The organism is Bacillus sp. 7_6_55CFAA_CT2, assembly GCF_000238655.1.
Classification (GTDB): domain Bacteria; phylum Bacillota; class Bacilli; order Bacillales; family Bacillaceae_G; genus Bacillus_A; species Bacillus_A cereus.
In genome coordinates this window covers 35,717-59,448 of record NZ_JH414713.1, presented here as the reverse complement: position 1 = coordinate 59,448, position 23,732 = coordinate 35,717, and the positions used below count along the sequence as shown (strand labels likewise).

Sequence of the window (23,732 nt, the reverse complement as noted above, 5' to 3'; positions counted from 1 at the left end):
CTAAAAATACAAACAAACATACGTAACAAGGAGGAACTTTATGAAAAAAGAAATACCCTTTGGAATAGCGATTATCCCTATTATCATTACCGTTGCAGTTATGATGGTTACAATTGTTGTATTAAAACAAACCCCTCACGTTCCACTTATTATCGGTACAACCGTTGCTTCTATTGTCGCTTGGCGTTACGGTTACAAATGGAATGATCTTGAAGAAGCAATGTATAAAGGGATTCGTCTTGCATTACCTGCTATCGTCATTATTATTCTTGTTGGCTTAACAATTGGTGCTTGGATTGGCGGTGGAATCGTCGCAACGATGATTTATTACGGTTTAAAACTTTTAACTCCATCACTATTTTTAGTTTCCATTACCGTCATTTGTTCTATCGTTGCATTAGCAATTGGTAGCTCTTGGTCTACAATGGGGACAATTGGTGTTGCTGGAATGGGAATTGGCCTAAGTATGGGAATCCCAGCTCCAATGGTTGCTGGTGCCATTATTTCAGGCTCTTATTTTGGCGATAAAATGTCACCGCTTTCAGACACAACTAACTTAGCCGCAGGATTAACAAATACAGATTTATTCGCACACATTCGTCACATGTTATTTACTACAGTTCCAGGTTTAATTATTACTCTTATCGTCTATGCTCTCTTAGGAAGAAGCTTCGGCGCTAACAATATTGATGCGAAGAGCATCGATCAAACGTTACAAGTATTGCAACAAAACTTTGTTATCTCACCTTTCCTACTCATTATACCCGTAGTCGTTATGGTATTGGTCGCAAAAAAGGTCCCTGCTATACCAGCGATTCTCGTCGGTATTATTTTAGGATTTTTATCACAAGTCTTTATTCAAGGTGGTTCTGTCTCAGCATCTGTCGGTGCACTCCAAGCTGGATTTGTTATAGACACTGGAAACAAGCTAGTAGACGAACTATTTAACCGCGGTGGCTTAGATTCGATGATGAATACAGTCTCTATGACAATTGTCGCTATGACTTTCGGAGGAGTATTAGAACATACAGGTATTCTTCGCTCAATTGTAAATCAAATTTTAAAGTTAGCGAAATCAGCAAAAGGGCTTATCGCTTCTACTATCGCATCTTGTTTTGCAACAAACCTTACTTGCTCTGAACAATATATTTCAATTGTTGTCCCTTCAAGAATGTACGCAAATGCATACACAGAAAAAGGACTACATTCAAAAAACTTATCCAGAGCATTAGAAGATGGCGGAACATTAACTTCTGTCTTCGTTCCTTGGAATACGTGCGGTGTATTTATTCTCGCTACACTTGGCGTAGGTGCATTTGAATATGCCCCTTATGCTATTTTGAATTTCATCGTACCTATTATCTCAATCATTTATGGCATAACAGGCTTCACAATTGTAAAACTATCAGACATTGAAAAAGCAGAATTACTAAAGAAACAAAAAGCTCAACTAGAAGCTTAAAAATAGCGGTAAATTCAGTTCATATAGTGCGCGAGGTCGCCCTTGTTGATAGGGCATTTCCTCGCCACAAATATGAGCATACCCGTAATCAACTAATTTCTTTAACAACCTTTCTGTCGATCTTCGAGTCACTTGTAAGTACTCAGAAAGGTCAGCTGCTGTAAACTTCAATGACGGATGCGATTGACTAAATTGAATGATTTTTGACAAGTTGGCCGGACTAAGCTTCGTTTCCTTCGCTATTTTCATTAGTTCCGGATTATCATTTTTCAAACTTTGTACTCTCTGTTCTTTCGGGAACGGACCAAACAAATCTTTATCACTTGTTAGTATATAAAAACAACGATCTATTGGATTATTCTTTGCAAAACTTTGAGCAATTTTTGCATTTTGCTCCGCCTCTTTCACGGTTTTCCCATAACCAAATCCAATAGCTATCGTTCCTTCTACGCTCGCAAACAAGTTATCTATCGCATTTGTTTTAATAATTGATTCGATATCACCACGAGTTGTATACAAAATGCATGTCATTTCATCCACTTGTTTAAATGAACCACGTAGTTCTTTTGAAATGACATCTAGTTTTTCAAGCAAACTCGCTCGTAATTCTAAGGAAGAAATAATACAAGCACCAACAGTAGCTGAATAGCTTTTTGCTAACTCAGCTTTTATTTTTGCATCTTTTAGACCATGTATAATGGATTGTGTTGGATCAATCATGCGCTCTGAAGGAACACCTATTTTTTGAAGCTCGTCGTAAACAGCGTGAATACTAGTTAAAGCTAAATGAGCTTCTCCAGATTGATATTTAGCTACATGAAAATCGATAACTCTATTTATCTCATCTTTACTCCACAGCATATTTTCATAATCCAACACTTGCGGGCTTTCTTTTATACCAATATCATGGAACACATTTGTAATAAACGAGCGGTCTACTAAATCGATGGAAATGTTATGTGGTTGAATACTTTGATGATACATGATAGAAAGAATTGAAGATGCGACAGTTGTCTCGTCTTGCTGTAAGTATGTACTTGGAATTCTTAATTGTTCTCTTATTTCTTTTGCCATATAATAAGGTAAAGCACCTGAGAAAAAGATGACATCACAAGGCTTTAGACACTTTAATAGTTCAGAAGATTCCGTCGGATGAAGGTAAATATATGGATCAATTTCTATTCCTTCTAATTTTTGAGCAATAGGAAAAAGGTTCTCCATAAACTCCTTTGAACCGACAACTGCAATTTTTATCATCATTTTCTCTAACTCCTTATCATTAATTAACGACTATTTAACGTCAACTATATCAAATGTACAAAACTATTGTAAACAGGAAGGGGTTTCTATTCAATGAAAATTACAGCTATTCATCTTTACGCAATTCGTTTACCGCTTCGCAATCCGTTTGTTATTAGTTATGGATCTTATTCTGATATGCCCTCTATTATCGTCAAAATGGAAACAGATGAAGGTATTATCGGTTACGGTGAAGGCGTTGCTGATGATCACGTCACAGGTGAATCATGGGAAAGTACTTTCCATACTTTAAAACATACGCTAACCCCTGCTCTAATCGGGAAAAATCCAATGAATATCGAAAAAATACACGACATGATGGACAATACAATTTACGGTGTTCCAACAGCGAAAGCCGCAATTGATATTGCTTGTTTTGATATAATGGGCAAAAAACTAAATCAACCTGTATATCAATTAATTGGCGGGCGCTATCATGAAGAATTCCCTGTCACTCACGTTTTAAGTATTGCCGATCCTGAAGATATGGCTGAAGAAGCTGCTTCTATGATTCCAAAAGGTTACCAATCTTTCAAAATGAAAGTTGGTACGAATGTAAACGAAGATGTGAAACGTATTGAAGCTGTACGAGAACGTGTAGGAAATGACATTGCTATTCGCGTTGATGTAAACCAAGGCTGGAAAAATAGCGCAAACACATTAACAGCACTGCGTTCATTAGGACATTTAAACATTGACTGGATTGAACAACCTGTTATCGCGGACGATATTGATGCCATGGCTCATATCCGTTCTAAGACAGACCTCCCGCTTATGATTGATGAAGGATTAAAAAGTTCTCGTGAAATGCGCCAAATTATTAAATTAGAAGCTACTGATAAAGTAAATATAAAACTAATGAAATGCGGCGGCATATATCCAGCTGTAAAGCTCGCTCATCAAGCAGAAATGGCAGGCATTGAATGCCAAGTGGGATCAATGGTCGAATCATCTGTTGCCTCTTCCGCAGGATTCCATGTCGCTTTCTCAAAGAAAATCATTACGAGCGTAGAGCTAACAGGACCATTAAAATTCACGAAAGACATTGGAAACTTACATTACGATGTACCATTCATTCGCTTAAACGAAAAGCCCGGACTCGGCATTGAAATAAACGAAGATACACTACAAGAACTAACCGTCTTTCAAGACGTTGTACGCTAAAGGAGGACTATCATATGACGGTTCTATACGAAGGAACATTAAAACAAAATAACGAATCATTTCACGTTACATTACTATCACTAGAGCACATCGAACAAATTTTATCACTACAAAACATCGTAGTTGAAGCACTAGAAGATAAAAGTCGTTTACAACCACTCTCACAAGAAGAATTTCAATACATTCTAGAAGGAAACGGCATGATGATCGGTGCTTTTATCGAAAACGAACTCATCGCATTTCGCGCTCTACTCGTCCCTCCTATCGACGATGAACATTTAGGGCTTGATATTGGTTTGCCAGAAAGTGAACTACACCGCGTCATCTATCAAGAAATCTCAAACGTTCATCCGAACTGCCGAGGAAATGGTATGCAAAAAATATTAGCAAAAGTCATTATGGAAGAATTGCAAAAAGAAGACAGCAAATATGATTATGTATGCTGCACCGTTGCTCCTTTTAACATTCCGAGTTTGAAGGATAAATTTGCGCAAGGAATGGAGATTGCTGCGCTGAAGGAAAAGTATGGTGGTAGCCTGCGGTATGTTTTTGTGAAGGAATTGCGCAGAGATAAGGAAAACGATTGGACAGATGTTCAAAGTATTCTAATGAATGATGCTAGTGGACAGCAGGCTTTGCTTTCGGAGGGGTATCGTGGGTATGAGATGGAGAAAGTTGATGAAGAATTTGTTGTGAAGTTTGGACGATAATCTATATACTCAAAAAAAGGAGATGCCTGCTATGACATCTCCTTTTACTTTCTCTTCATTGAACATATCGATTGCAACTCCAAATATATCGGCGGTTTTCGAAATATATCGGCGCAACTCCAAATATATCAGCGATTTTCGAAATATATCGGCGCAACTTCAAATATATCAGCGATTTTCGAAATATATCGACTTACCGACAAAGATTGACAATAATTGCAACCTATACAAAGCGCAACATTAAACCGTCATCTTCCAACTAGATAAAGCTAACCAGTTCTCCATTTCTTTATAATCAGGCATTATCTTCCCGACAAGACGCCAAAACGATCGATCATGATTTAAATGAACCATATGACACATTTCATGAACAACTACATAGTCAATTACTCGCTGTGGTGCCATTGCTAGCTTCCAATTGAATGTTAGTTGTAAATTCGAATCGCAAGTACCCCAAGTACGACTACTATCTGTAATACGAATAGAACGTGGTTTTGTTTTGAAATTACTTTGATGCACTTTAATACTCTTCTCTACTAAAGATTTACACTGCTTATAGTAAAATCGTTTTAAAGCTTGTTGTATTTTCTCATCCTTAAGCTCTTTCACATAAATATGTAACTTATCCCCTTCAAATACTGCGTTGTCTTGCTCAATGCTTGCATCTTGGGAAATCTGTATCGGATACGTATTCCCTAAATACAAAAAGCCCTCTCCTTGATCATAATCCTTTTCCTGTGGTCCATGCGCTCGTTCCGCCATTTCCTTACGAGTTGTCTGAATCCAATCCCACTTCTCCTCTAGCAACTGGACTAAGTATTCAACAGGTGTCCCTTTCGGAGCCTGCGCTTCCACATTTCCATACGAATCCACAAAAAGACGCACGGACTTTTTCTTCTTATAAGTTATATGAAAATTAATTGTCTCACCTAAATATGTATGTACCATTTCATCACCTAGCGTATTATTTTACAAATAAAAAAGAGTAGGATACAAACGTCCTACTCTACCTATTATATCATTTACTGCTTTAACGAACTCATTATCCTCTATACTTTACACCTAATCCCTTAATGAAATTCCTTGCGTATCTATCGCCGCACTCTTTGTAATTTTTATGACCTTTTTTTCTTAATAGAGCGCCTAACTCTCCTTTTGTTACCGTAACGCCTACGCTATCTAATATATCAAGTACATCCTCACTCGTTAAAGATAGTGCGATTTTCATTTTCTTTAGAAGAAGGTTATTAGCACTCTCCTTGCTTTGTACAGGTGCCGGTTGTCCTGGTTTCGGATCTTGCTTCCCTCTTTTTAAAGTAATAAATCCATTGAAAAATGCCTCTAACATCATCATATCGCATATTTTTACGTACTCATCTTCAGCTACCTCATCATTTTCAGCTTCATGCTGAGGAGCTCTCTTTATTTTTGTAAGCATATCAACTACGTCTTCTTTCGTTACTTCCATCCCGCCAAGTTTAAAGATTTCCACCATATCTATATCTCTTATATCTAAAGCGTATCGTACTCTTTTTAATATATCGTTGTTGCTCATTGCCATTGGGTTTCCCTCCTGAAATGTTGATTATTTATTCAGCGGTTAAAGTTTATGCTATAACCTGCTTTAAATTATCATGTTTAATCTAGCCTTTTAGTTATTGTCTACTAAATTAATACTTTAACATTTTAAAGATATGTTTTATAGTCTTACCCGAACTTTTCTCTATCATTGTATCTACAGAGCTCTTACATGTTTTTTATATGCCTATAAAAAGATTTCTCTCTTAACATTAACTAAAAGAAAAAAACAGTGTTTTGATTTCTCAAATACACTGTTCTTTTCCAGCTCTGCACTTATTTTCAACTCACTCATGTCATGCACTACATATGAAATGATTTAAGTGCTTAAAAGTTAAACCGTCTCACTATCCTGAGCCACACCAACACTATCCTCAAACTTATCCAACAAAGCACGCACCTCATCAGTCGATTTCGTACTCATCAATTGATTTCTCAATTCAGCAGCTCCGGGGAAGCCTTTTACATAAATTTTGAAGAAGCGGTGAAGCCCTGTGATTGAGCGTGGCAGTACTTCTGCATATTGATCTTGAAGATCAAGTTGTAGTCTTAAAAGATCTAGGTGCTCTTTACTGCTATGCTCTCTTGGCTCTTTTTCAAAAGCAAATGGATTTTTGAAGATGCCTCGTCCGATCATTACGCCATCAATGCCGTATTTTTCAGCAAGTTCCAGCCCCATTTTACGATCAAGAATGTCTCCATTGATTGTTATTAACGTATTTGGTGCGATACGGTCACGTAATTTTTTAATTTCCGGAATTAGTTCCCAATGCGCATCTACTTGGCTCATTTCTTCTCTTGTACGTAAGTGAATAGAAAGGTTTGCAATATCTTGTTTGAAAATGTGCGTTAACCAATCTTCCCACTCGCTTAACTCTTTAAAGCCAAGTCGTGTTTTTACGCTGACAGGTAGTCCGCCCGCTTTTGCTGCTTGGATAAGTTCTGCTGCAACGTCTGGACGTAGAATAAGGCCACTACCTTTTCCTCTTGATGCAACGTTCGGAACTGGGCAACCCATGTTAATATCGATACCTTTAAATCCTAGCTCTGCCATACCGATACTCATTTGACGGAAGTATTCAGGATTGTCTCCCCAAATATGTGCTACCATCGGTTGTTCATCTTCTGTAAAAATTAAACGGCCACGTACACTTTTCATACCTTCTGGATGGCAATAGCTATCCGAGTTTGTAAACTCTGTGAAGAATACGTCCGGACGACCTGCTTCACTTACTACGTGACGGAAAACAACGTCTGTCACATCTTCCATTGGTGCAAGTACAAAAAATGGTCGTGGTAATTCACGCCAAAAATTATCTATCATTTCAAATTCAAATCCTCTCACTATGAATACAATTTCAAAATCTTAATTTATAATTTGTGAAAATCAGCAATATTTATTTTAACTAAAATCGCTTATGAATGGTATTTTTGTAAACCAAAAAGCAGGTGGTATAGATTTCCCCTATATCAACTGCTTTCCTATTATACCAACTTAAGCCAAGCCACACACTCCACATGAGTCGTATGCGGGAACATATCAACAGGTTGTACTTCCTGTGTTTTATATCCACCTTCTTCTAGTACTTTTAAGTCACGTGCTAATGTTGCTGGGTTACACGATACGTATACGACGCGTTTTGGCTTCATGTCGATGATTGTATTTAGTAATGCTTCGTCACAGCCTTTACGCGGTGGGTCTACGACCATTGTGTCAGCAATTACGCCTTCTTTGTACCATTTTGGAATGACTACTTCTGCCTCTCCTACGCCAAATTCAGCGTTTGTCATGTTGTTTAGTGCTGCATTTCGGTTTGCGTCTTCAATTGCTTCTGGGACGATTTCAACGCCGTACACTTTTTTCGCTTTTTGCGCTAGGAATAACGAGATTGATCCGATTCCGCAATAGGCATCAATTACTGTTTCGTTACCGTTTAATTTTGCGTATTCTAACGTTTTATCGTATAGCACTTTCGTTTGTTCTGGGTTTACTTGATAGAATGAACGTGCTGAAATCGCAAATTTAATGTCACCGATAAAGTCATAAATATATTCTGATCCGTACAGTACTGTCGTTTTATCTCCGAAGATTACATTCGTACGCTTCGTATTTACGTTTTGAACAATGGATTTTACTTCTGGGAATTTCGCTGCAATTTCTTCAATGATTGCGTTTTTGTTCGGCAATTCTGCTGTACGTGTAATGAAGACAAGCATAATTTCCCCTGTTACTTGTCCGTAACGAGCCATTACGTGACGAAGTGTTCCTTTGTTACGCTCTTCGTTGTACGCAGTGATACCGTGCTTTTCACAAATACGTTTTACTTCTTGAATTAATGTATCGTTTTCTTCTGCCTGAATTAAGCATGATTCCATATTAATGATATCATGCGTTCCTTGGCGATAGAAACCAGCTACAAGTCCGCCTTCACGTTCTCCGATTGGTACTTGTGCTTTATTGCGATATACCCACGGATTTTCCATGCCAAGTACAGGATGAACAGGAACATCACCTAGTCCTCCGATACGTTGCATAACGTCACGTACTTGTTTTTCTTTCGCTTGTAATTGTCCTTCATAAGTTAAGTGCTGAAGCTGACAACCGCCGCACTGATTATATACTGGACATTCAGCATCTTTACGATATGGACTTTCTGTATAAAGCTTCATTAAACGACCAAATGCGAAGTTTTTCTTCACTTTAATAATTTTAATTTGCGCTTCTTCACCTGGTAATCCGTTTTTAACGAAAATAGGATAGCCCTTTACTTTCGCAACACCGGCACCATCATGTGTTAAATCTTCAAATACTACATCTATAAACTCGTTTTTCTCAACTGGTGGCGTCATTTTAGTACTCATTTTCCGACCTCTCTTTTTCATAACACTGCGTTACATTTTATCATACTTATATGGTCTTTTTCTATTGGAAGAAAAAAAGCTATTGACGATACTTCTCTGTTAATGTTACGCTACTACTAATTTAATACGGACGATGTTACCTCATATATACTTGATAATATGGATCGAGAGTTTCTACCCGGCAACCTTAAATTGCTGGACTATGGGGAAAACTAATGAATATTAGCCTATGCGCAAAAAAGGACTCATATTGATTAGCTTTCTCTCATAGATGAAAGTGAATCCATATGGGTCTTTTTTTATTTTTATTTTTCTAAAAGGTCAGACATCTTACGTATGACATAAAACCTCGTTCTTTTATTTTTAGTAATATAACGAGCGTTTTATGTACAAACTTTATACGAACTTCTGAAAGGGGCAACTACATGCAATATGTAATGAGCATTATCGGTATTCTTGCCGTGTTAGGTTTATGTTTTGCTTTGTCAAACAACAAAAGTAAAATCAACTTCCGTGCAATTGCAATTATGATTGGTTTCCAAATTTTAATCGGTTGGTTTATGTTTGCTACAAAGGTTGGTCAACAAATCATTATTTTCATTAGTAAAGTTTTCAACAAACTAATTAAACTTGGTACGACAGGTGTCGATTTTCTCTTTAATGGAATTCACAGAGATTTTGTCTTTTTCTTAAACGTATTATTAATTATCGTATTTTTCTCAGCACTACTTTCAATCTTTAGTTATTTAGGTGTTTTACCATTCATCGTTCGTGTTGTCGGCGGTGCAATTTCAAAAATTACTGGTTTGCCACGCGTTGAGTCATTCCACGCAGTAAACTCTGTATTCTTCGGTTCAAGTGAAGCGTTAATCGTTATTAAAAACGATTTACAGCATTTCAATAAAAACCGTATGTTTATCATTTGTTGTTCTGCGATGAGCTCCGTTTCTGCTTCTGTTACAGCATCATACGTAATGATGTTAGATGCAAAATACGTACTAGCAGCTCTTCCGCTAAATTTATTCTCAAGCTTAATCGTTTGTTCGTTATTAACACCAGTTGATACGAAGAAAGAAGATGAAGTGATTCAAAAATTTGATAGAACGCTATTCGGGGACAGCTTTATCGGTGCAATGATTAACGGTGCGCTTGATGGTTTAAAAGTAGCTGGTATCGTTGCCGCATTAATGATCGCCTTTATCGGTGTGATGGAAGTTGTAAACTACGTAATTAGTGCAGCTTCAGGCGCAATGGGACATGCCATTACTTTACAACAAATCTTCGGTTACGTACTTTCTCCATTCGCATTCTTAATGGGTATTCCAACTCAAGATATTATCCCAGCTGGTGGTATTATGGGTACGAAGATTGTTTTAAATGAGTTTGTAGCAATCCTTGATTTAAAAGACACAGCTACAACATTAGCTCCACGTACAGTTGGAATCGTTACAGTATTCTTAATTAGCTTCGCAAGTATTAGCCAAATTGGTGCAATCGTTGGTACAATCCGTGCCCTTTCTGAAAAACAAGGAAGCGTTGTTTCTAAATTTGGTTGGAAAATGCTATTTGCATCAACACTTGCTTCTATTTTATCTGCGACAATCGCTGGATTGTTTATTTAATAAAAAATCACCTTACTTTAACGAGTAAGGTGATTTTTTTGATTATTTATGAAACCGAGTGAAATTCAACTGCTTCTTCTGTATTGATAATCCTATCTTTATATATACCTTTTATTGAAATGTAAATGATAGATTTGTTTATGTTTTTTAACTTTCCTAATGAAAAATGATAAAGCAATCCATTGCTTTTTAAAGTCCACATCTTTCCACTCCATGGACCAGTAGCTTTTTGTTCATCAGACGCCTTGATTTCACCTTCATATTCGCATTCTCCCAAAGGAGTTTTAATTGTATTCTTCTCTGTATCAATTCGAATATTTTTAATTAGATTCAAATTTTCATCAGAGAGAATTTGAATTTCATGATCTTTCTTTTTAAAAAAGAGTTTTCCATCTTTGGTATTTATATATTCTGCATTATCCATTTTATCTATCATAAAATCATATTCTTCTTTTGTAATACCTAAGTTTTGATGATAAGGAAACGTTTTTTTCGGTATAATTTCTTCTTCGGCATACTTCAAATACCAATCTAAATTATTTGTAATACTATCGCTCATTTTATTTCCGATTTTCTCTAATTTCTCTTTTATCTCATAAGGAAATTCAAGTGTCATAATATCCGCCGTCACTTCCGCATTCATAAGATGCGGTGGAATATACTCTTCCACACTATTCACTTTACTCACTTCACTTTGGCAACCAACTATAAATAGTGATATGAAAAAGATATATATTATTTTTTTATATTTCATTTCTATTCTCCACTCCATACATTATTCTTACTTAGTTTTATAGCGGTTTTCATTATAGTATAAAATCTTTATATTTTAATAAAATACATATCCTTATGCAAAATTGCATATTAATATGTATTCTTCTTACTTTAAAATTAGCTTAAATAACTTTCCAAATTATACAAATAACAAGTTTAAAATGTTATAATTTTCAAAAAACCATTGGAGGATATTATGAAAGCTCACGCAATTTTCGATTTCTTACATTTACTAGTCTTAACGCTGAAAAGCTATTATGTATGGGGAATGCCTATCTATGTCTTCATTATTCCTCTTATCTTTGTAGTCGGTTATATTATTATTAATTCTAATAAGAAACAAAAAAATACATCTATTCAAAGTCACTAAACTATTACATTAATAGCCTCCTAAAAATCATATTCCCCTCATTTTCTTCAAATGATATGATGAACAAGGGTATATCCCCACCACTCTTATAGCGGTGGGGATTTTAATGTCAATATGCAACATACTACACAATAGAAGGTGATTTTTATGAGAAAATACGCAGCAATTGCTTTATGTACGTCTGCCATTCTAGCAGGCTGTAATACTAACAATGTAAGTCCAGAACCTAAAAAAGAGAAAACGGCTCAAGGGATTAAGAAACAAGGAGAGACTGTGCAAGAACAAGGTAAAATCTCATATAATTCAGTTACACACGAATCTACAAACACAAGCATTCATATTACAGACATAAAAGATTCTTTAAATGAAGTACAATATAAAATTTGGCGCACAGCTGATGGCAAGGAAAGTGCTAAATCTTTTTCTTCTAAAGAAAAAGAGAAACAATTCACACTTCCTTTTGATATAAAGGAATTTGAAGGAAAACGCGGTGAGTTCCAAATTGAAGCAACAGGAATGAAAGAAGATGGGAAAACAATCCCGCGTACGAAATCTACTATTACTTTTGAACAAAAGGTTCCTGTTCTTATGTATCACGCAATTGATGATTATCATGGTCAAGGCATTAAAGACTTATTCGTATCACCAGCTAACTTTGAAGCACAAATGAAACATTTAAAGGACAATGGTTATACGCTTTTAACGTTTGAACGCTGGGGCGATATAAATAAAGTAAATAAACCGATTTTCGTTACATTTGATGACGGTATGAAAAATAATATGAATGCATTTCGCATTTTACAAAAGCTAAAAGATGATACTTTTAAACCGGCAGCAACAGAATATATGATTGTTGATAACGTTGATGTAGAAGGAGCATTGTCTACTTCTGAAATAAAAGAAATGGTTGATTCCGGCATTTTCTCGGTGCAATCTCATACTGCAACACATGCAGACTTACCGAAAATTACAAACTATGAGGAAGAGTTAAAAGGTTCAAAAGAAAAGCTAGAAAAAATAACAGGTAAGCCTGTTATCGCGATTGCTTATCCATTCGGTCATGTAGATGATAAGGTTGTTGCAGAAACGAAGAAGTATTATCAATTTGCGACGACGACAAAGCCTGGGCAATTCATTACGAAGGGTGAACCTGATGAATTGTTAAAGATGAAGCGCGTTCGTATACACCATACAACGACTGTAGAGCAGTTTGCTTCTTCAATTAAGTAAATATAAGGGCTCAATACATTTTGAGCTCTCTTTTTACTTTATATTTATATATATTTTTAGAATTTTCTTGTATTATATATAGTAAGAAATCTTTCAAATTAAAGGAGATTATACATATGTCATTTGAACAAACGTTAGAGAAATATGCTGCTCTTGCAGTTAATGTTGGTGTTAATATTCAACCTGGACAAACTTTATCAATTAGTGCACCTCTTGAAGCTGTACAATTTGTACGCCTCGTTACAGAAAAAGCATATAAATCTGGTGCAAAACACGTATATGTAGATTGGAATGATGAGACGTTAACACGCTTAAAATTCGATCTAGCTCCTGAAGAAGCTTTCGCTGAATTTCCATCTTGGAAAGCACATGCTCGTGAAGAATTAGCAAAAGAAGGCGCTGCATTTATGTCTATCTATGCAGAAAACCCTGATTTATTAAAAGGTGTAGAACCATCGCGTATCGCAACAGCTCATAAAGTAGCTGGAGAAGCAATGAAAGTATACCGTGATTACGTACAAGCAGATAAAGTAAGCTGGTGTGTCATTTCTGTTCCTACGAAAGAATGGGCTGCGAAAGTATTCCCTGACGTAGCGCCAGAAGAACAAGAAGCCAAGTTATGGGATGCTATTTTCAAAGCTACTCGTGCTGATTTAGAAAATCCTGTAGAAGCATGGAAAGAACATGATGAAACATTACATACAAAAGTGGATTACTTAAACGAAAAGCATTATAAAGCTCTTCACTATACAGGTCCTGGAACAGATTTAACAATCGAACTTCCAGAAAAACATGTATGGGCTGGTGCTGGTAGCTTAAATGAAAAGAACGTACCATTTATGGCTAATATTCCAACTGAAGAAGTATTTACAATGCCACTTAAAACAGGTGTAAACGGCCAAGTTTCTAGTACAAAACCGTTAGTATTTGCAGGTAATATTATCGATAATTTCACGTTAACATTTGAAAACGGACGTATCGTAGACTATAAAGCTGAAGCTGGTGAAGAAGCTTTAAAACATTTAGTAGAAACAGATGAAGGTTCTCACTTCTTAGGGGAAGTAGCTTTAGTACCTCATGACTCACCAATTTCAAACACAAATGTTTTATTCTACAATACACTATTTGACGAAAATGCATCTTGCCACCTTGCGATTGGAAATGCTTACGCATTTAACTTAGTTGGCGGAAAAACAATGTCTAAAGAAGAACTTGCTGAAAACGGCGCAAACGCTAGTATTACACACAACGACTTCATGATTGGATCAGCTGAGCTTGATATTGACGGTATTACTGCTGATGGCAGACATGAGCCTATCTTCCGTAAAGGTAACTGGGCGTTTTAAATTTATTACCATAAAGAAACACATTGGATAATCCAATGTGTTTCTTTATTTATTTGGTTTCAATTCAAATTTTATTGTTCTATTTTCATGCGTAAACTCTGGTCTATACGTAGCGATATACGTATTTTCTTTCGCTACGTCAAATAGCATGATATCTTGAATTTTTTCTTCTGGTGCTAACTTTTTACTAATAAAGCTATCAGGGTTATTATATTCTTTAAATCTTGTACCTTTCTTATCGGTAATCTCAAATTCATAAAATGCAAAAGGCATTTCCTTTTCACTATTATTTTCCACTTTGAAAATAATCCCCAAAATCTCCTCTTTCTTTTTATCCTCATCATAATTTGGATATCCTAATTTAACTGAATCGATAGTTACTTGCAAACCATCTACGTCTACCGTCTCCCCTATTTTATACACTTTATCTTGAACATCTTCTTGTTTACTTTCATTACTATCTTTAGTCTCAGTGCAAGCACTTAAACTAAAAGCTATGCCAGAAATCAAAAAAATTCGACTCACCTTTTTTAACATACTATTTCCCCCACATAAGACAATATTTCATATGTATCATAACAAAATCCTTTACGCTTTCTTGTCATATTTTGTCGTATTAATTGCTAACTGCACAAATAGAAAAAAGCTATCTTCTACAAAAGATAGCTTTCATGATGCCGATGAAACCTTAAGCCCAATGACACCCAAAACAATAAAAAGAATACAAAATGCTTGAAATAAACTAATATGCTCTTTAAAAAAGTAAACACTAATGATTGTAATAAGTAATGTTCCAACGCCAGACCAAATAGCATAAGCAATGCTTAAATGAATCTTTTTAACGACGATAGCAAATACGCTAAAACAAATACCATAGAATACGAAAATTAGTACACTCGGAACGAGCTTTGTTAAACCATTTGATAGTTTCATCGCAATTGTTCCAGCTACTTCAAAAATAATTGTAACAAGTAATAATAGCCAATATACCATACTAAAATCTCCTTCTCTGTTACCTTATAGAGATTCTAGTATACTACTTATAGTCCCAATGAAATATATTTAATTTCTAAATATTCCTCGATGCCGAAATGGCCTCCTTCACGACCGATACCACTTTCTTTAAATCCACCAAATGGTGCTTGTGCAACTGATGGAAGACCGTCGTTTAGACCGATAATACCGTACTCTAACGCTTCACTAATTTGGAATGCTTGGCTAATGTCTTTCGTGAAAATATACGCAGCTAAACCGTATGGTGTATTATTTGCACGTTCGATTACTTCATCAACTGTTTTAAATTTCGCAACTGGTGCCACTGGCCCAAATGTTTCTTCATTCATACAAAGCATCGTATCATTTGCCAATCCAATTACAGTCGGTTGAATGAAATGTCCCTCTAACTCTGCGACCTTTTGACCACCATATAAAACTGTTCCACCTTTTTGAATAGCATCTTCAATATGTTCTTGTACTTTTGAAACTGCATTCTCATCAATAAGTGGTCCGACAGTCGTTCCGTCACCGAAACCGTCTCCTACTTTCAACTGCCCTACTGCCTTTTGGAACTTCTCTACAAATACTTCGTATACTTCTTCTTGAACGAATACTCGGTTTGTACATATACACGTTTGTCCTGCGTTACGGAATTTCGAACCAATCACCGCTTCTACCGCTTTATCTAAATCTGCATCATTCATTACGATAAACGGAGCGTGACCACCTAACTCAAGTGAAACTTTTTTCATCGTTTGCGCAGCACTAGCCATTAACTCTTTCCCGATTTCCGTTGACCCTGTAAAGGACACTTTTCGAACACGACTATCTTCCATCCACGTATCAGCAATTGCTTTTGCACTACCTGTTACGATATTGATTACGCCCTTTGGAATATCTGCTTCATGAGCTAATTCAGCTAATTTCAATGCAGTTAATGGCGTTTGACTCGCCGGTTTCACAACGGCTGTACAGCCTGCTGCAAGCGCTGGGGCTACCTTTCTCGTAATCATCGCTGCCGGGAAGTTCCAAGGTGTAATAGCTGCCATAACGCCAACTGGTTGCTTCATAACTAAAATGCGCTTATTCGGATGAGAAGCAGGAATCATTTCACCATATACACGTTTCCCCTCTTCTGCATACCATTCAACAAAACTATTTGCATAATTTACTTCACCAAGCGCTTCTGCAAACGGCTTTCCTTGTTCCTTCGTCATAATCGCTGCGATCTCTTCTTTATTTTTATCAATAAGCATGAACCACTTTTTTAACTTCGTGGCACGATCTGCTGCCGTTAACTTAGACCACGTTTTAAAAGCTTCATGTGCAGCATCAACAGCTTGCTTTGCCTCTGTTACTTCGCCTTTTGGTACAGTTGCAAATATTTCCTTCGTCGCAGGATTATTTACTTCAATTTGTTCTTGTAGTGTAATCCACTCACCATTTATATACATCGCCTTTTTATCTATACTTACAAAAGTCGCCTTTTTATCCAATGTTTTCTTCCTCCTCTATGAACTTCTTAATTTTCCTAGTAGCAGCAGATTGACTAATTTGCAAAAACTCAGCTACTTTATAACTTGATCCATACGTTTTATACGCTTTAAGAATAATATTTCTCTCTACCTCTTCCAGCATTTTATAAAGGCTTTGCCCCGATTGTTCAACTGCAGCCTCTTGCATAGAGAGTGGCAAATCCTCTACCGTTACAACATCATCGACAGTAATAACAATTCTCTCAATTACATTCTCTATTTCTCTATTGTTTCCTTCCCACGGATATCCAACAAACATTTGTAACGTACTCGGCGCTAGTTTCACATCACGTCCGTACTTTTTATTAAATTGCTGCAAGTAATGATAAATAAGCGGCAAAATATCTTCTGTTCTTTCCCTAAGCGGGGGAATTGCAATTGGAATGACATTCAAACGATAGTATAAATCTTTCCGAAATGTTCCTTGTTTCACCATCTCGCTTAAATCTCTATTTGTTGCCGCCACAATTCGGACATCCACTTTTTTTAATTCTCTTCCGCCTATAGGGCGAAATGTTTTTTCTTGCAATACTTGCAAAAGCTTCGCTTGAATTTCAAGCGGCATTTCACCGATTTCATCTAAAAAAAGAGTTCCTTTATGCGCGGATTCTAATAGTCCCTTTTTCCCTTCACGATTCGCACCTGTAAAAGATCCACCTGAATATCCAAAAAGCTCTGATTCAATTAAATTAGTTGGCAATGCCGCACAATTAATTTCATAGAAACTTTCATTCTTACGGTGACTCACTTCATGTAAATGGCGTACTAATCGACTTTTCCCAACTCCAGTCTCGCCTAAAACGAGAACAGTACTATCCACTACAGATACTTTTTTGATTGTATCGACTATTTTTTGCATAGCTAGACTTTTAAAAATAAGTCCTTCATGCTCATATGTTTCTCTTAATTCTTTTTTATATGTTTTTAGCTGATTATCCATTTCCTCTACCTTTTGACGTAATTGATAGAGTTCAGTAAGGTCCCGAGAATAACTAATCACTCTTCTTAAATTTCCCTCATCATCAAAAACAGGCCTTGTACGAACGTGTAAATACTCTCCTGATTTTGTAGTTTGAACGAGTTCAATTGGCCTCTTTTTTTCAATCACTTCTAATGTCGCTGATGGATAAAAGATTCCATCCTTTTGTAGTTCTTTTACATGCTTACCAACTAACTCTTCGGCAGCTAGTTGGTAGTGCCTTTCACATGTACTATTTACACGCACAACGATCCCTTGCTCATCTGTAACAAAAATTTCGTCAAACGCATATTCAAATACATCTTTTAAATCCATTAACACTCGTTCCTTTTCTGCAACCATCCTAGCCACCCCTAACTTCAAATCCATCGATCCACTTCACTACCTTTATTATAAAGTGAATTTTCTGCATTTAATATAGAGTCAGCTAGAATGTTTGCTATTTATACTTCAGTTTTTAAACGCGAGCGATGTTTGTTTGTTCATAACAAGCTTGCAACGATTCTTCAATTATTGTTAATCCTTCTTCAAGTTGCTCATCTGTAATAACTAAAGGCATTAACACACGGATAACATTTCCATATGTTCCTGCTGATAATAACAGTAACCCACGCTTATTTGCTTCTGTACATAGATTAGCTGTTAACGCTTTGTCAGGTGCTTTCGTCTTACGATCTTGAACGACCTCAAATGCACACATTGCTCCTAACCCACGCACATCACCGATGCAATGATATTTATTTTTCATCTCTTCGAATCGGTTCATTACGACTTTTCCTAATTCTATCGCTCTATCATTTAATTTCTCATTTTCTATTACATCGAGAACAGCTAATGCAGCCGCACATCCTAATGGACTTCCTGCATACGTTCCACCAAGTTCACCTGGTGCAGACTCATTCATAATTTCTTTACGTCCAATGACACCACTTATCGGTACACCAGCACCTAATGATTTAGACACTGTAATTAAATCTGGAACGACATCATAGTGATCAATTGCAAAATATTTTCCTGTACGACTAAAGCCTGTTTGTATTTCATCCGCTACAAATAAGATGCCGTTCTCTGAACAAATGCGGCGTACTTCTTGAACAAATTTCTTACTTGGGACGATAAATCCACCTTCCCCTTGAACAGGTTCCATTACAACAGCTGCAATTGTTTCTGGTGCTACTTCCGATATGAAGAAGTTCGTAAACTCTTCAATAATAAAATCATCATACTGCTCTTCCGTTAATCCCTCTGGGCGACGGTATTCGTATGGAAATGGCGCTTTATATACTTCTGGAGCAAAGGGACCAAACCCAAATTTATATGGCTTCACTTTACTTGTCATCGTCATTGTCATTAATGTACGCCCGTGGAAACCTTTAGAAAATGCGATAATACCAGGTCTCTTCGTATATTTACGAGCGATCTTCACCGCGTTCTCAACTGCTTCTGCACCACTATTTAAAAAGAGGACTTGCTTATCGAAACTTCCCGGTGCCAATGCCGCAAGCTTTTCCGCTAATTCAATATATGGCTCATACATCATGACATTAAATCCAGTATGAATGTATTGATCGACTTGTTTATGGAGCGCTTCTTTAACCGTTGGATGACAATGCCCTACGTTAATTGTCCCAATTGCTCCTGCAAAATCAATGTACTGATTACCATCAACATCTGTTACAAGAGCACCATTTGCAGATTGTACAAACGTTGGGATGCCGTTACTTACTCCTTTTGGTACTATATTTTGACGGCGTTCTAATAAAGATGCCGCTTTCGGTCCTGGAATTTGTTCATTTATTTTAGCAAATTTTTTTGTGTTCATTGCGTACCCCATCCTTTTCTTTACATTGTTTTCTCTTTTTATTGCAAAATGTATGCCAACTTTCTTTTCTAGCATTTATCCTATATTCTTTGTATCCAGGCATAAAAAATAAGTCTATAAAGACTCATTAAGAGTCTTTATAGACTTATTTTCCTTACACATTAGACTTTTCTTTCTCCCAGAAAAACTCACCCGATTGAGAAATAAACTCTTCAACAGAATCTAACACTAAATCAGCAAGTGGTTCTAATGTTGGACGGTCTCCCGTACCAGATAGCACCCCAATTGCATAGCAATCGCCATTTTGGGCTAAATGTAAATCAGTTGGCGTATCTCCAACAACCGCAACCTCACATGATGCTAAATTAAATTTTTCACAAAACACTTCTATAATCTTTTTATCTGGTTTTTGCGCAGGGAATGTATCCGAGGCTATAATATAATCAAAAAAGTTCTCCAACTTATATTGTTTTAAAAATAATTCTGTTGGTGCAAAATCATCCGCCGTGACAACCCCTAATATAAATCCTTTATCTTTTAATGCCTGTAACACTTTCGGTAAATCTGCTGTCATTTTCATATGCGAACGATGCTCATACATAAGGGAAAATAACTTCTCACTTACCCACTGATGCATCTCTTCTTCTCTAGCAGACTCAATATAATTACAAAGCCCCTTCGCTACATCAAGGCTTGTTCCAGCAGCTATTGCACTCCTTGGATTAACAAATGCCCCCTCTACACCAATCTCTTCTAATAAGGTCTGCCGCATTGTACTTGGTAAATGATATAAACTTATACATTCAGCTACAAGTTCTTCAGCTACTTTTATCCATATTGAATGAAAATCCATTAATGTCCCATCTTTATCAAATAATATTGCTTTTACCTTCTCCATAGCACCGATACGATAAACTTAACTAAATCTATACAATTCAATCAAATTCACACAAGTTAGTGCTTCATCGTGTTCTCGCAGCCCCAAAGGGACGAGGGGTATAACACTCCACACGAGGCAGTATCGTTACCTCCTATTATCAAGCTTTTATTTTACCCATCTTGATAAATTTATCGAAGCATTTAAATCTCTATCGTGATGGCTATTACATGAAGCACAACGCCACTCACGTATTTTTAAACTCCACTGTCCTTCTGGTTGAACTGAATGGTCGTATTTCATGCCGCAATATGAACAAATCTTGCTTGAGGCGAACCATTTATCAGCTTTTACATACGCAATGCCATACTTCTCGCACTTGTATGACAAACATTGAAAGAAGAAGTTTAATTTTTGAAATGAAAATGCTTTCGATAGTTTTTTGTTTTTTAACAGGTTTGAAATAGATAAGTCTTCCACAACAATTCTCATTGGTTTGGTTTTCACCAATTTAGCTGTTGCTTGATGGATATGGTTATTTCGGATATTCGTAATTTTCCTAGATAACCGCAGGTGCTCAGCTTTCGCTTTTTCATATCCGGCAGATTGAATTTTTACACCTTTTTTAAATCTCCTAGACATATCTCTTTGTGCTGACTTTTTCCTTTTCAAAAGTTTTTTAACCTTAGCATCTTTGTTTATATTTCGTTCTTTCGTACCATTAGAAGCTACAAACAGCTCTTTTAAACCAACATCCACACCAATCGACTCATTGGTTAGTTCTTGTGATTCAAAGTCTTCTTGGAACCCTACACTAATCCACCAGTGACGACCATCAAAGGTAACTCTTGGATTGGATGGCTTTTTGTTTCTTGGTAGTTGTTGGCTTGTTTTCACTTCTCCAATAGACTGAATATCAACTACTTTCTTTCCTATAATCAGTCTTTCATAATTGGCATAAAACCCTTGAATTAAATCTTTTTTGGATTTATAAGAAGTGTGATAACCATTTTTGTACTTTTTGAACGAATGTTTTCGCGCCTTGTCAAAATCTTTTGAAGCCTGTTTAGGAACTTGTGCGTTGATGTCATGTAACCACTCATATCTCTTTCGCTTCTTGATCTTTGTAAATCGTTTCTGTAAAGCTAACTGTGAAACAGATTTTCCAAATAGCTTATAATATCTATCACTTATTCTTTTACAATAGTTATAAGCAAATCTTGCAGCACCAGCATGGTTTCTAAGCACTTTTTCTTGTTCAGGCGTTGGAATCAGTCTAACTTTCTTCGCCAATATCATCAGAATGTAACTCCTTTAATGAAAGATTTGTTCTTCTGAATCGTAGCGTGTTCCACCAGCATTCTCCTGAGACCACTCGGATGCAAACCTGTTAATTCCGATACTTGACTAACTCGTGAAAATTTCATTATTATTCTCACCTCATCGAACCAAACATAGCACGTACGTTCGATAAAATCAATAAAGTTTGATAGATTCAATAAAATTTATCTTGTTCAACTAAGGGCGCAATTCCTTAGCCAGTTCTCTTATGAACTTCTCATGTTTTCACATGAGCGCAGACTATATGTTTATCTCTTTAGAGATAGAGGATTTTTCCACCACCATAGGCTTGTGATGTACTCTCGTCAGTTATACGAGATAGTCGTTGAACGTTCATCCTATCACTTTTGACTTAGATGATTCGAGGCGGAAGACCCATTGTTCTAGTGTTTAGGATTTAACCTTGCACCATCTGATTGATTTTTTCTGCTTTCGCAACATTCACGCTCGCTATTTCTAGCCACGTTGTAGTTCAATCAGCTTTAGGGATTGCCCGCAGTTAACCCTCACTACTAGCCAATCACTTGACTAGCAGGGCTTACTGATATATTTAATTAACATTGGTTATAATCGGTTAAATAAATCGTAACAGTTAGTTACCCTACCTCTCATTTCTTATCTCTTCCAGTGTATCAATAAAGTATGGATGTAAAATAAAAGAATTGTAAAAATACCATAAAAATCAAACTAACTCCCAATTTACAATTCATTTTAACAAAGTAAAAAGGATGCCTTTACAGGGCATCCTCTTGATGTTCAGGAACAAATAGTTCTAAACAATGATATATATTTTCGAATTCCATCGGTGCATCTCCACCATACTCACCATCTAAATTAATCATTAGTTTATCTGGTGAATGTACTTTAATTCGGTTCGCTTGTGTATATAACACTTTTGGATTATTAATATGTTCACCACGTTGTGCTTGTGTTGCTGCTTTAATTAAATCAGCGATAGAACCTTTTTTCAGTACTAATAGGTCAAATAACCCATCGTTAATAGATGCATACGGTGCTACCTTTTCAAATCCACCTACTGAACGAGTATTCGTAATTAAAAACATCGTAATTTCTTCTTGTAGTAACTTTCCATCATACTCAATTTCAACATATGTCGGATGCAATGATGGTAACATCTCGATACCTTTTAGGTAATAAGCAAGTTGTCCTAATACTGTCTTTAACTTACTCGGTACTTCGTATGTTAATTCTGTAATACGACCGCCACCAGCGATGTTAATAAAATATGTATCGTTCGCTCTACCGAGGTCTAATGGCACTGTTTTTCCTTCGCAAATAATATCTGCTGCCTCTTCAATAGAACGAGGTACACCAATTGCACGTGCAAAGTCATTTGTCGTTCCAACTGGAATAATTCCAAATTTCGGACGGAATTCATGCCCAACTAAACCGTTTACTACTTCATTTAATGTACCGTCGCCACCAGCCGCAATAACAACATCAAACTTACGATCCGCAGCTTGCCTCGCCGCCACAGTAGCGTCTCCAGGACCCGTTGTCGCATGACAAGATGTCTCATAGCCAGCTTGTTCTAATTTTTGTAATACTTCTGGTAAGCTCTTCTTAAATAGCTCACGCCCAGAAGTAGGATTATAAATAATTCTTGCTCGCTTCATCATTTATTAGCACAGGAAATTTCTTTATGTATCGAAAAAGAACATACTGAACTTCTATTCAGTATTCCCATGCCTACCTCCTCTCATCTTGCTATCCTTCTTTTATCCCGCTCAAACAGGCAGTAAGA

General features: G+C 36.5%; 22 protein-coding genes and 1 riboswitch. Of the genes, 7 read left to right on the top strand and 15 right to left on the bottom strand.

Features of this window, described 5'->3' with window-relative positions; genetic code table 11:
• Positions 1–40: 40 nt before the first annotated feature.
• Entirely contained in the window at positions 41–1,462 is a 1,422-nt protein-coding gene (gene nhaC, locus HMPREF1014_RS24930) for a Na+/H+ antiporter NhaC (RefSeq protein WP_000711520.1), read from the top strand.
• Here the strand turns inward: nhaC and HMPREF1014_RS24925 are convergent.
• Positions 1,451–2,722 (bottom strand): hypothetical protein, encoded by a 1,272-nt coding sequence (locus HMPREF1014_RS24925; RefSeq protein ID WP_000972818.1) that lies wholly within the window; start codon positions 2,720–2,722, stop codon positions 1,451–1,453. The genes nhaC and HMPREF1014_RS24925 overlap by 12 nt on opposite strands.
• A 93-nt stretch (positions 2,723–2,815) precedes the next feature.
• On the opposite strand from HMPREF1014_RS24925, the gene HMPREF1014_RS24920 reads away from it, so the two are divergent.
• Entirely contained in the window at positions 2,816–3,925 is a 1,110-nt protein-coding gene (locus HMPREF1014_RS24920) for a mandelate racemase/muconate lactonizing enzyme family protein (RefSeq protein WP_000704488.1), read from the top strand.
• 14 nt (positions 3,926–3,939) lie between these two features.
• On the top strand, positions 3,940–4,635 hold the full coding sequence (locus HMPREF1014_RS24915) for a hypothetical protein (protein WP_000217546.1): 696 nt from the start codon (positions 3,940–3,942) through the stop codon (positions 4,633–4,635).
• A gap of 240 nt (positions 4,636–4,875) precedes the next feature.
• Here the strand turns inward: HMPREF1014_RS24915 and HMPREF1014_RS24910 are convergent, their stop codons facing one another.
• From HMPREF1014_RS24910 to rlmD, 4 genes are all read right to left on the bottom strand, one after another.
• Complete coding sequence (locus HMPREF1014_RS24910; RefSeq protein ID WP_000233734.1) at positions 4,876–5,583, bottom strand: M48 family metallopeptidase; 708 nt, start codon at positions 5,581–5,583, stop codon at positions 4,876–4,878.
• A 94-nt stretch (positions 5,584–5,677) separates the two neighbouring features.
• A complete protein-coding gene (locus HMPREF1014_RS24905) occupies positions 5,678–6,196 on the bottom strand; it encodes a YehS family protein (RefSeq protein WP_001251726.1) in 519 nt (172 codons plus the stop codon).
• 351 nt (positions 6,197–6,547) lie between these two features.
• Positions 6,548–7,537: a tRNA dihydrouridine synthase gene (locus HMPREF1014_RS24900; RefSeq protein ID WP_000566708.1), complete on the bottom strand. Its 990-nt coding sequence runs from the start codon at positions 7,535–7,537 to the stop codon at positions 6,548–6,550.
• Between the two features lie 161 nt (positions 7,538–7,698).
• Entirely contained in the window at positions 7,699–9,075 is a 1,377-nt protein-coding gene (rlmD, locus tag HMPREF1014_RS24895) for a 23S rRNA (uracil(1939)-C(5))-methyltransferase RlmD (RefSeq protein WP_000105051.1), read from the bottom strand.
• Positions 9,076–9,196: 121 nt separating this feature from the next.
• Positions 9,197–9,298: riboswitch (purine riboswitch) on the top strand.
• A gap of 202 nt (positions 9,299–9,500) precedes the next feature.
• Between rlmD and HMPREF1014_RS24890 the strand changes: the two genes are divergently transcribed.
• Positions 9,501–10,697 carry a NupC/NupG family nucleoside CNT transporter gene (locus tag HMPREF1014_RS24890; protein ID WP_001200493.1) on the top strand — a complete coding sequence of 399 codons (1,197 nt, stop codon included), beginning with the start codon at positions 9,501–9,503 and terminating at the stop codon, positions 10,695–10,697.
• Positions 10,698–10,743: 46 nt separating this feature from the next.
• Here HMPREF1014_RS24890 and HMPREF1014_RS24885 read toward each other — a convergent pair whose 3' ends face one another.
• Positions 10,744–11,451: a hypothetical protein gene (locus HMPREF1014_RS24885; RefSeq protein ID WP_000875612.1), complete on the bottom strand. Its 708-nt coding sequence runs from the start codon at positions 11,449–11,451 to the stop codon at positions 10,744–10,746.
• A 216-nt stretch (positions 11,452–11,667) separates the two neighbouring features.
• Between HMPREF1014_RS24885 and HMPREF1014_RS31760 the strand changes: the two genes are divergently transcribed.
• The 3 genes from HMPREF1014_RS31760 (at position 11,668) to HMPREF1014_RS24875 (ending at position 14,417) form a co-directional block, all read left to right on the top strand.
• On the top strand, positions 11,668–11,841 hold the full coding sequence (locus HMPREF1014_RS31760) for a hypothetical protein (RefSeq protein WP_000643592.1): 174 nt from the start codon (positions 11,668–11,670) through the stop codon (positions 11,839–11,841).
• Positions 11,842–11,988: 147 nt separating this feature from the next.
• Positions 11,989–13,071, top strand: coding sequence for a polysaccharide deacetylase family protein (locus HMPREF1014_RS24880; RefSeq protein WP_001233716.1), 1,083 nt, complete (start codon positions 11,989–11,991; stop codon positions 13,069–13,071).
• 116 nt (positions 13,072–13,187) lie between these two features.
• Positions 13,188–14,417 (top strand): aminopeptidase, encoded by a 1,230-nt coding sequence (locus HMPREF1014_RS24875; protein WP_000007357.1) that lies wholly within the window; start codon positions 13,188–13,190, stop codon positions 14,415–14,417.
• A 45-nt stretch (positions 14,418–14,462) separates the two neighbouring features.
• On the opposite strand, the gene HMPREF1014_RS24870 is transcribed toward HMPREF1014_RS24875, so the two are convergent.
• The 9 genes from HMPREF1014_RS24870 to HMPREF1014_RS24835 form a co-directional block, all read right to left on the bottom strand.
• On the bottom strand, positions 14,463–14,954 hold the full coding sequence (locus HMPREF1014_RS24870; RefSeq protein ID WP_000915112.1) for a DUF4352 domain-containing protein: 492 nt from the start codon (positions 14,952–14,954) through the stop codon (positions 14,463–14,465).
• A gap of 132 nt (positions 14,955–15,086) precedes the next feature.
• Complete coding sequence (locus tag HMPREF1014_RS24865; RefSeq protein ID WP_000263262.1) at positions 15,087–15,410, bottom strand: DMT family transporter; 324 nt, start codon at positions 15,408–15,410, stop codon at positions 15,087–15,089.
• Between the two features lie 47 nt (positions 15,411–15,457).
• A complete protein-coding gene (gabD, locus tag HMPREF1014_RS24860; protein WP_000358121.1) occupies positions 15,458–16,909 on the bottom strand; it encodes an NADP-dependent succinate-semialdehyde dehydrogenase in 1,452 nt (483 codons plus the stop codon).
• On the bottom strand, positions 16,902–18,269 hold the full coding sequence (locus tag HMPREF1014_RS24855) for a sigma-54 interaction domain-containing protein (protein ID WP_000225144.1): 1,368 nt from the start codon (positions 18,267–18,269) through the stop codon (positions 16,902–16,904). Before HMPREF1014_RS24855 ends, gabD begins: the two co-directional genes overlap by 8 nt.
• Before the next feature lie 115 nt (positions 18,270–18,384).
• On the bottom strand, positions 18,385–19,749 hold the full coding sequence (gene gabT, locus HMPREF1014_RS24850; RefSeq protein WP_001092997.1) for a 4-aminobutyrate--2-oxoglutarate transaminase: 1,365 nt from the start codon (positions 19,747–19,749) through the stop codon (positions 18,385–18,387).
• Positions 19,750–19,903: 154 nt separating this feature from the next.
• The gene (locus tag HMPREF1014_RS24845; RefSeq protein WP_000416670.1) at positions 19,904–20,647 is read right to left on the bottom strand and encodes an HAD family hydrolase; all 744 of its coding nucleotides are present in this window, start codon (positions 20,645–20,647) and stop codon (positions 19,904–19,906) included.
• A 147-nt stretch (positions 20,648–20,794) separates the two neighbouring features.
• Positions 20,795–21,925 (bottom strand): RNA-guided endonuclease InsQ/TnpB family protein, encoded by a 1,131-nt coding sequence (locus HMPREF1014_RS24840; RefSeq protein ID WP_000599309.1) that lies wholly within the window; start codon positions 21,923–21,925, stop codon positions 20,795–20,797.
• Positions 21,925–22,053, bottom strand: coding sequence for a hypothetical protein (locus HMPREF1014_RS32315; protein ID WP_000672782.1), 129 nt, complete (start codon positions 22,051–22,053; stop codon positions 21,925–21,927). The genes HMPREF1014_RS24840 and HMPREF1014_RS32315 overlap by 1 nt, the downstream gene beginning before the upstream one ends.
• A 648-nt stretch (positions 22,054–22,701) precedes the next feature.
• Complete coding sequence (locus HMPREF1014_RS24835) at positions 22,702–23,607, bottom strand: diacylglycerol kinase (RefSeq protein WP_000977679.1); 906 nt, start codon at positions 23,605–23,607, stop codon at positions 22,702–22,704.
• Positions 23,608–23,732: the final 125 nt, after the last annotated feature.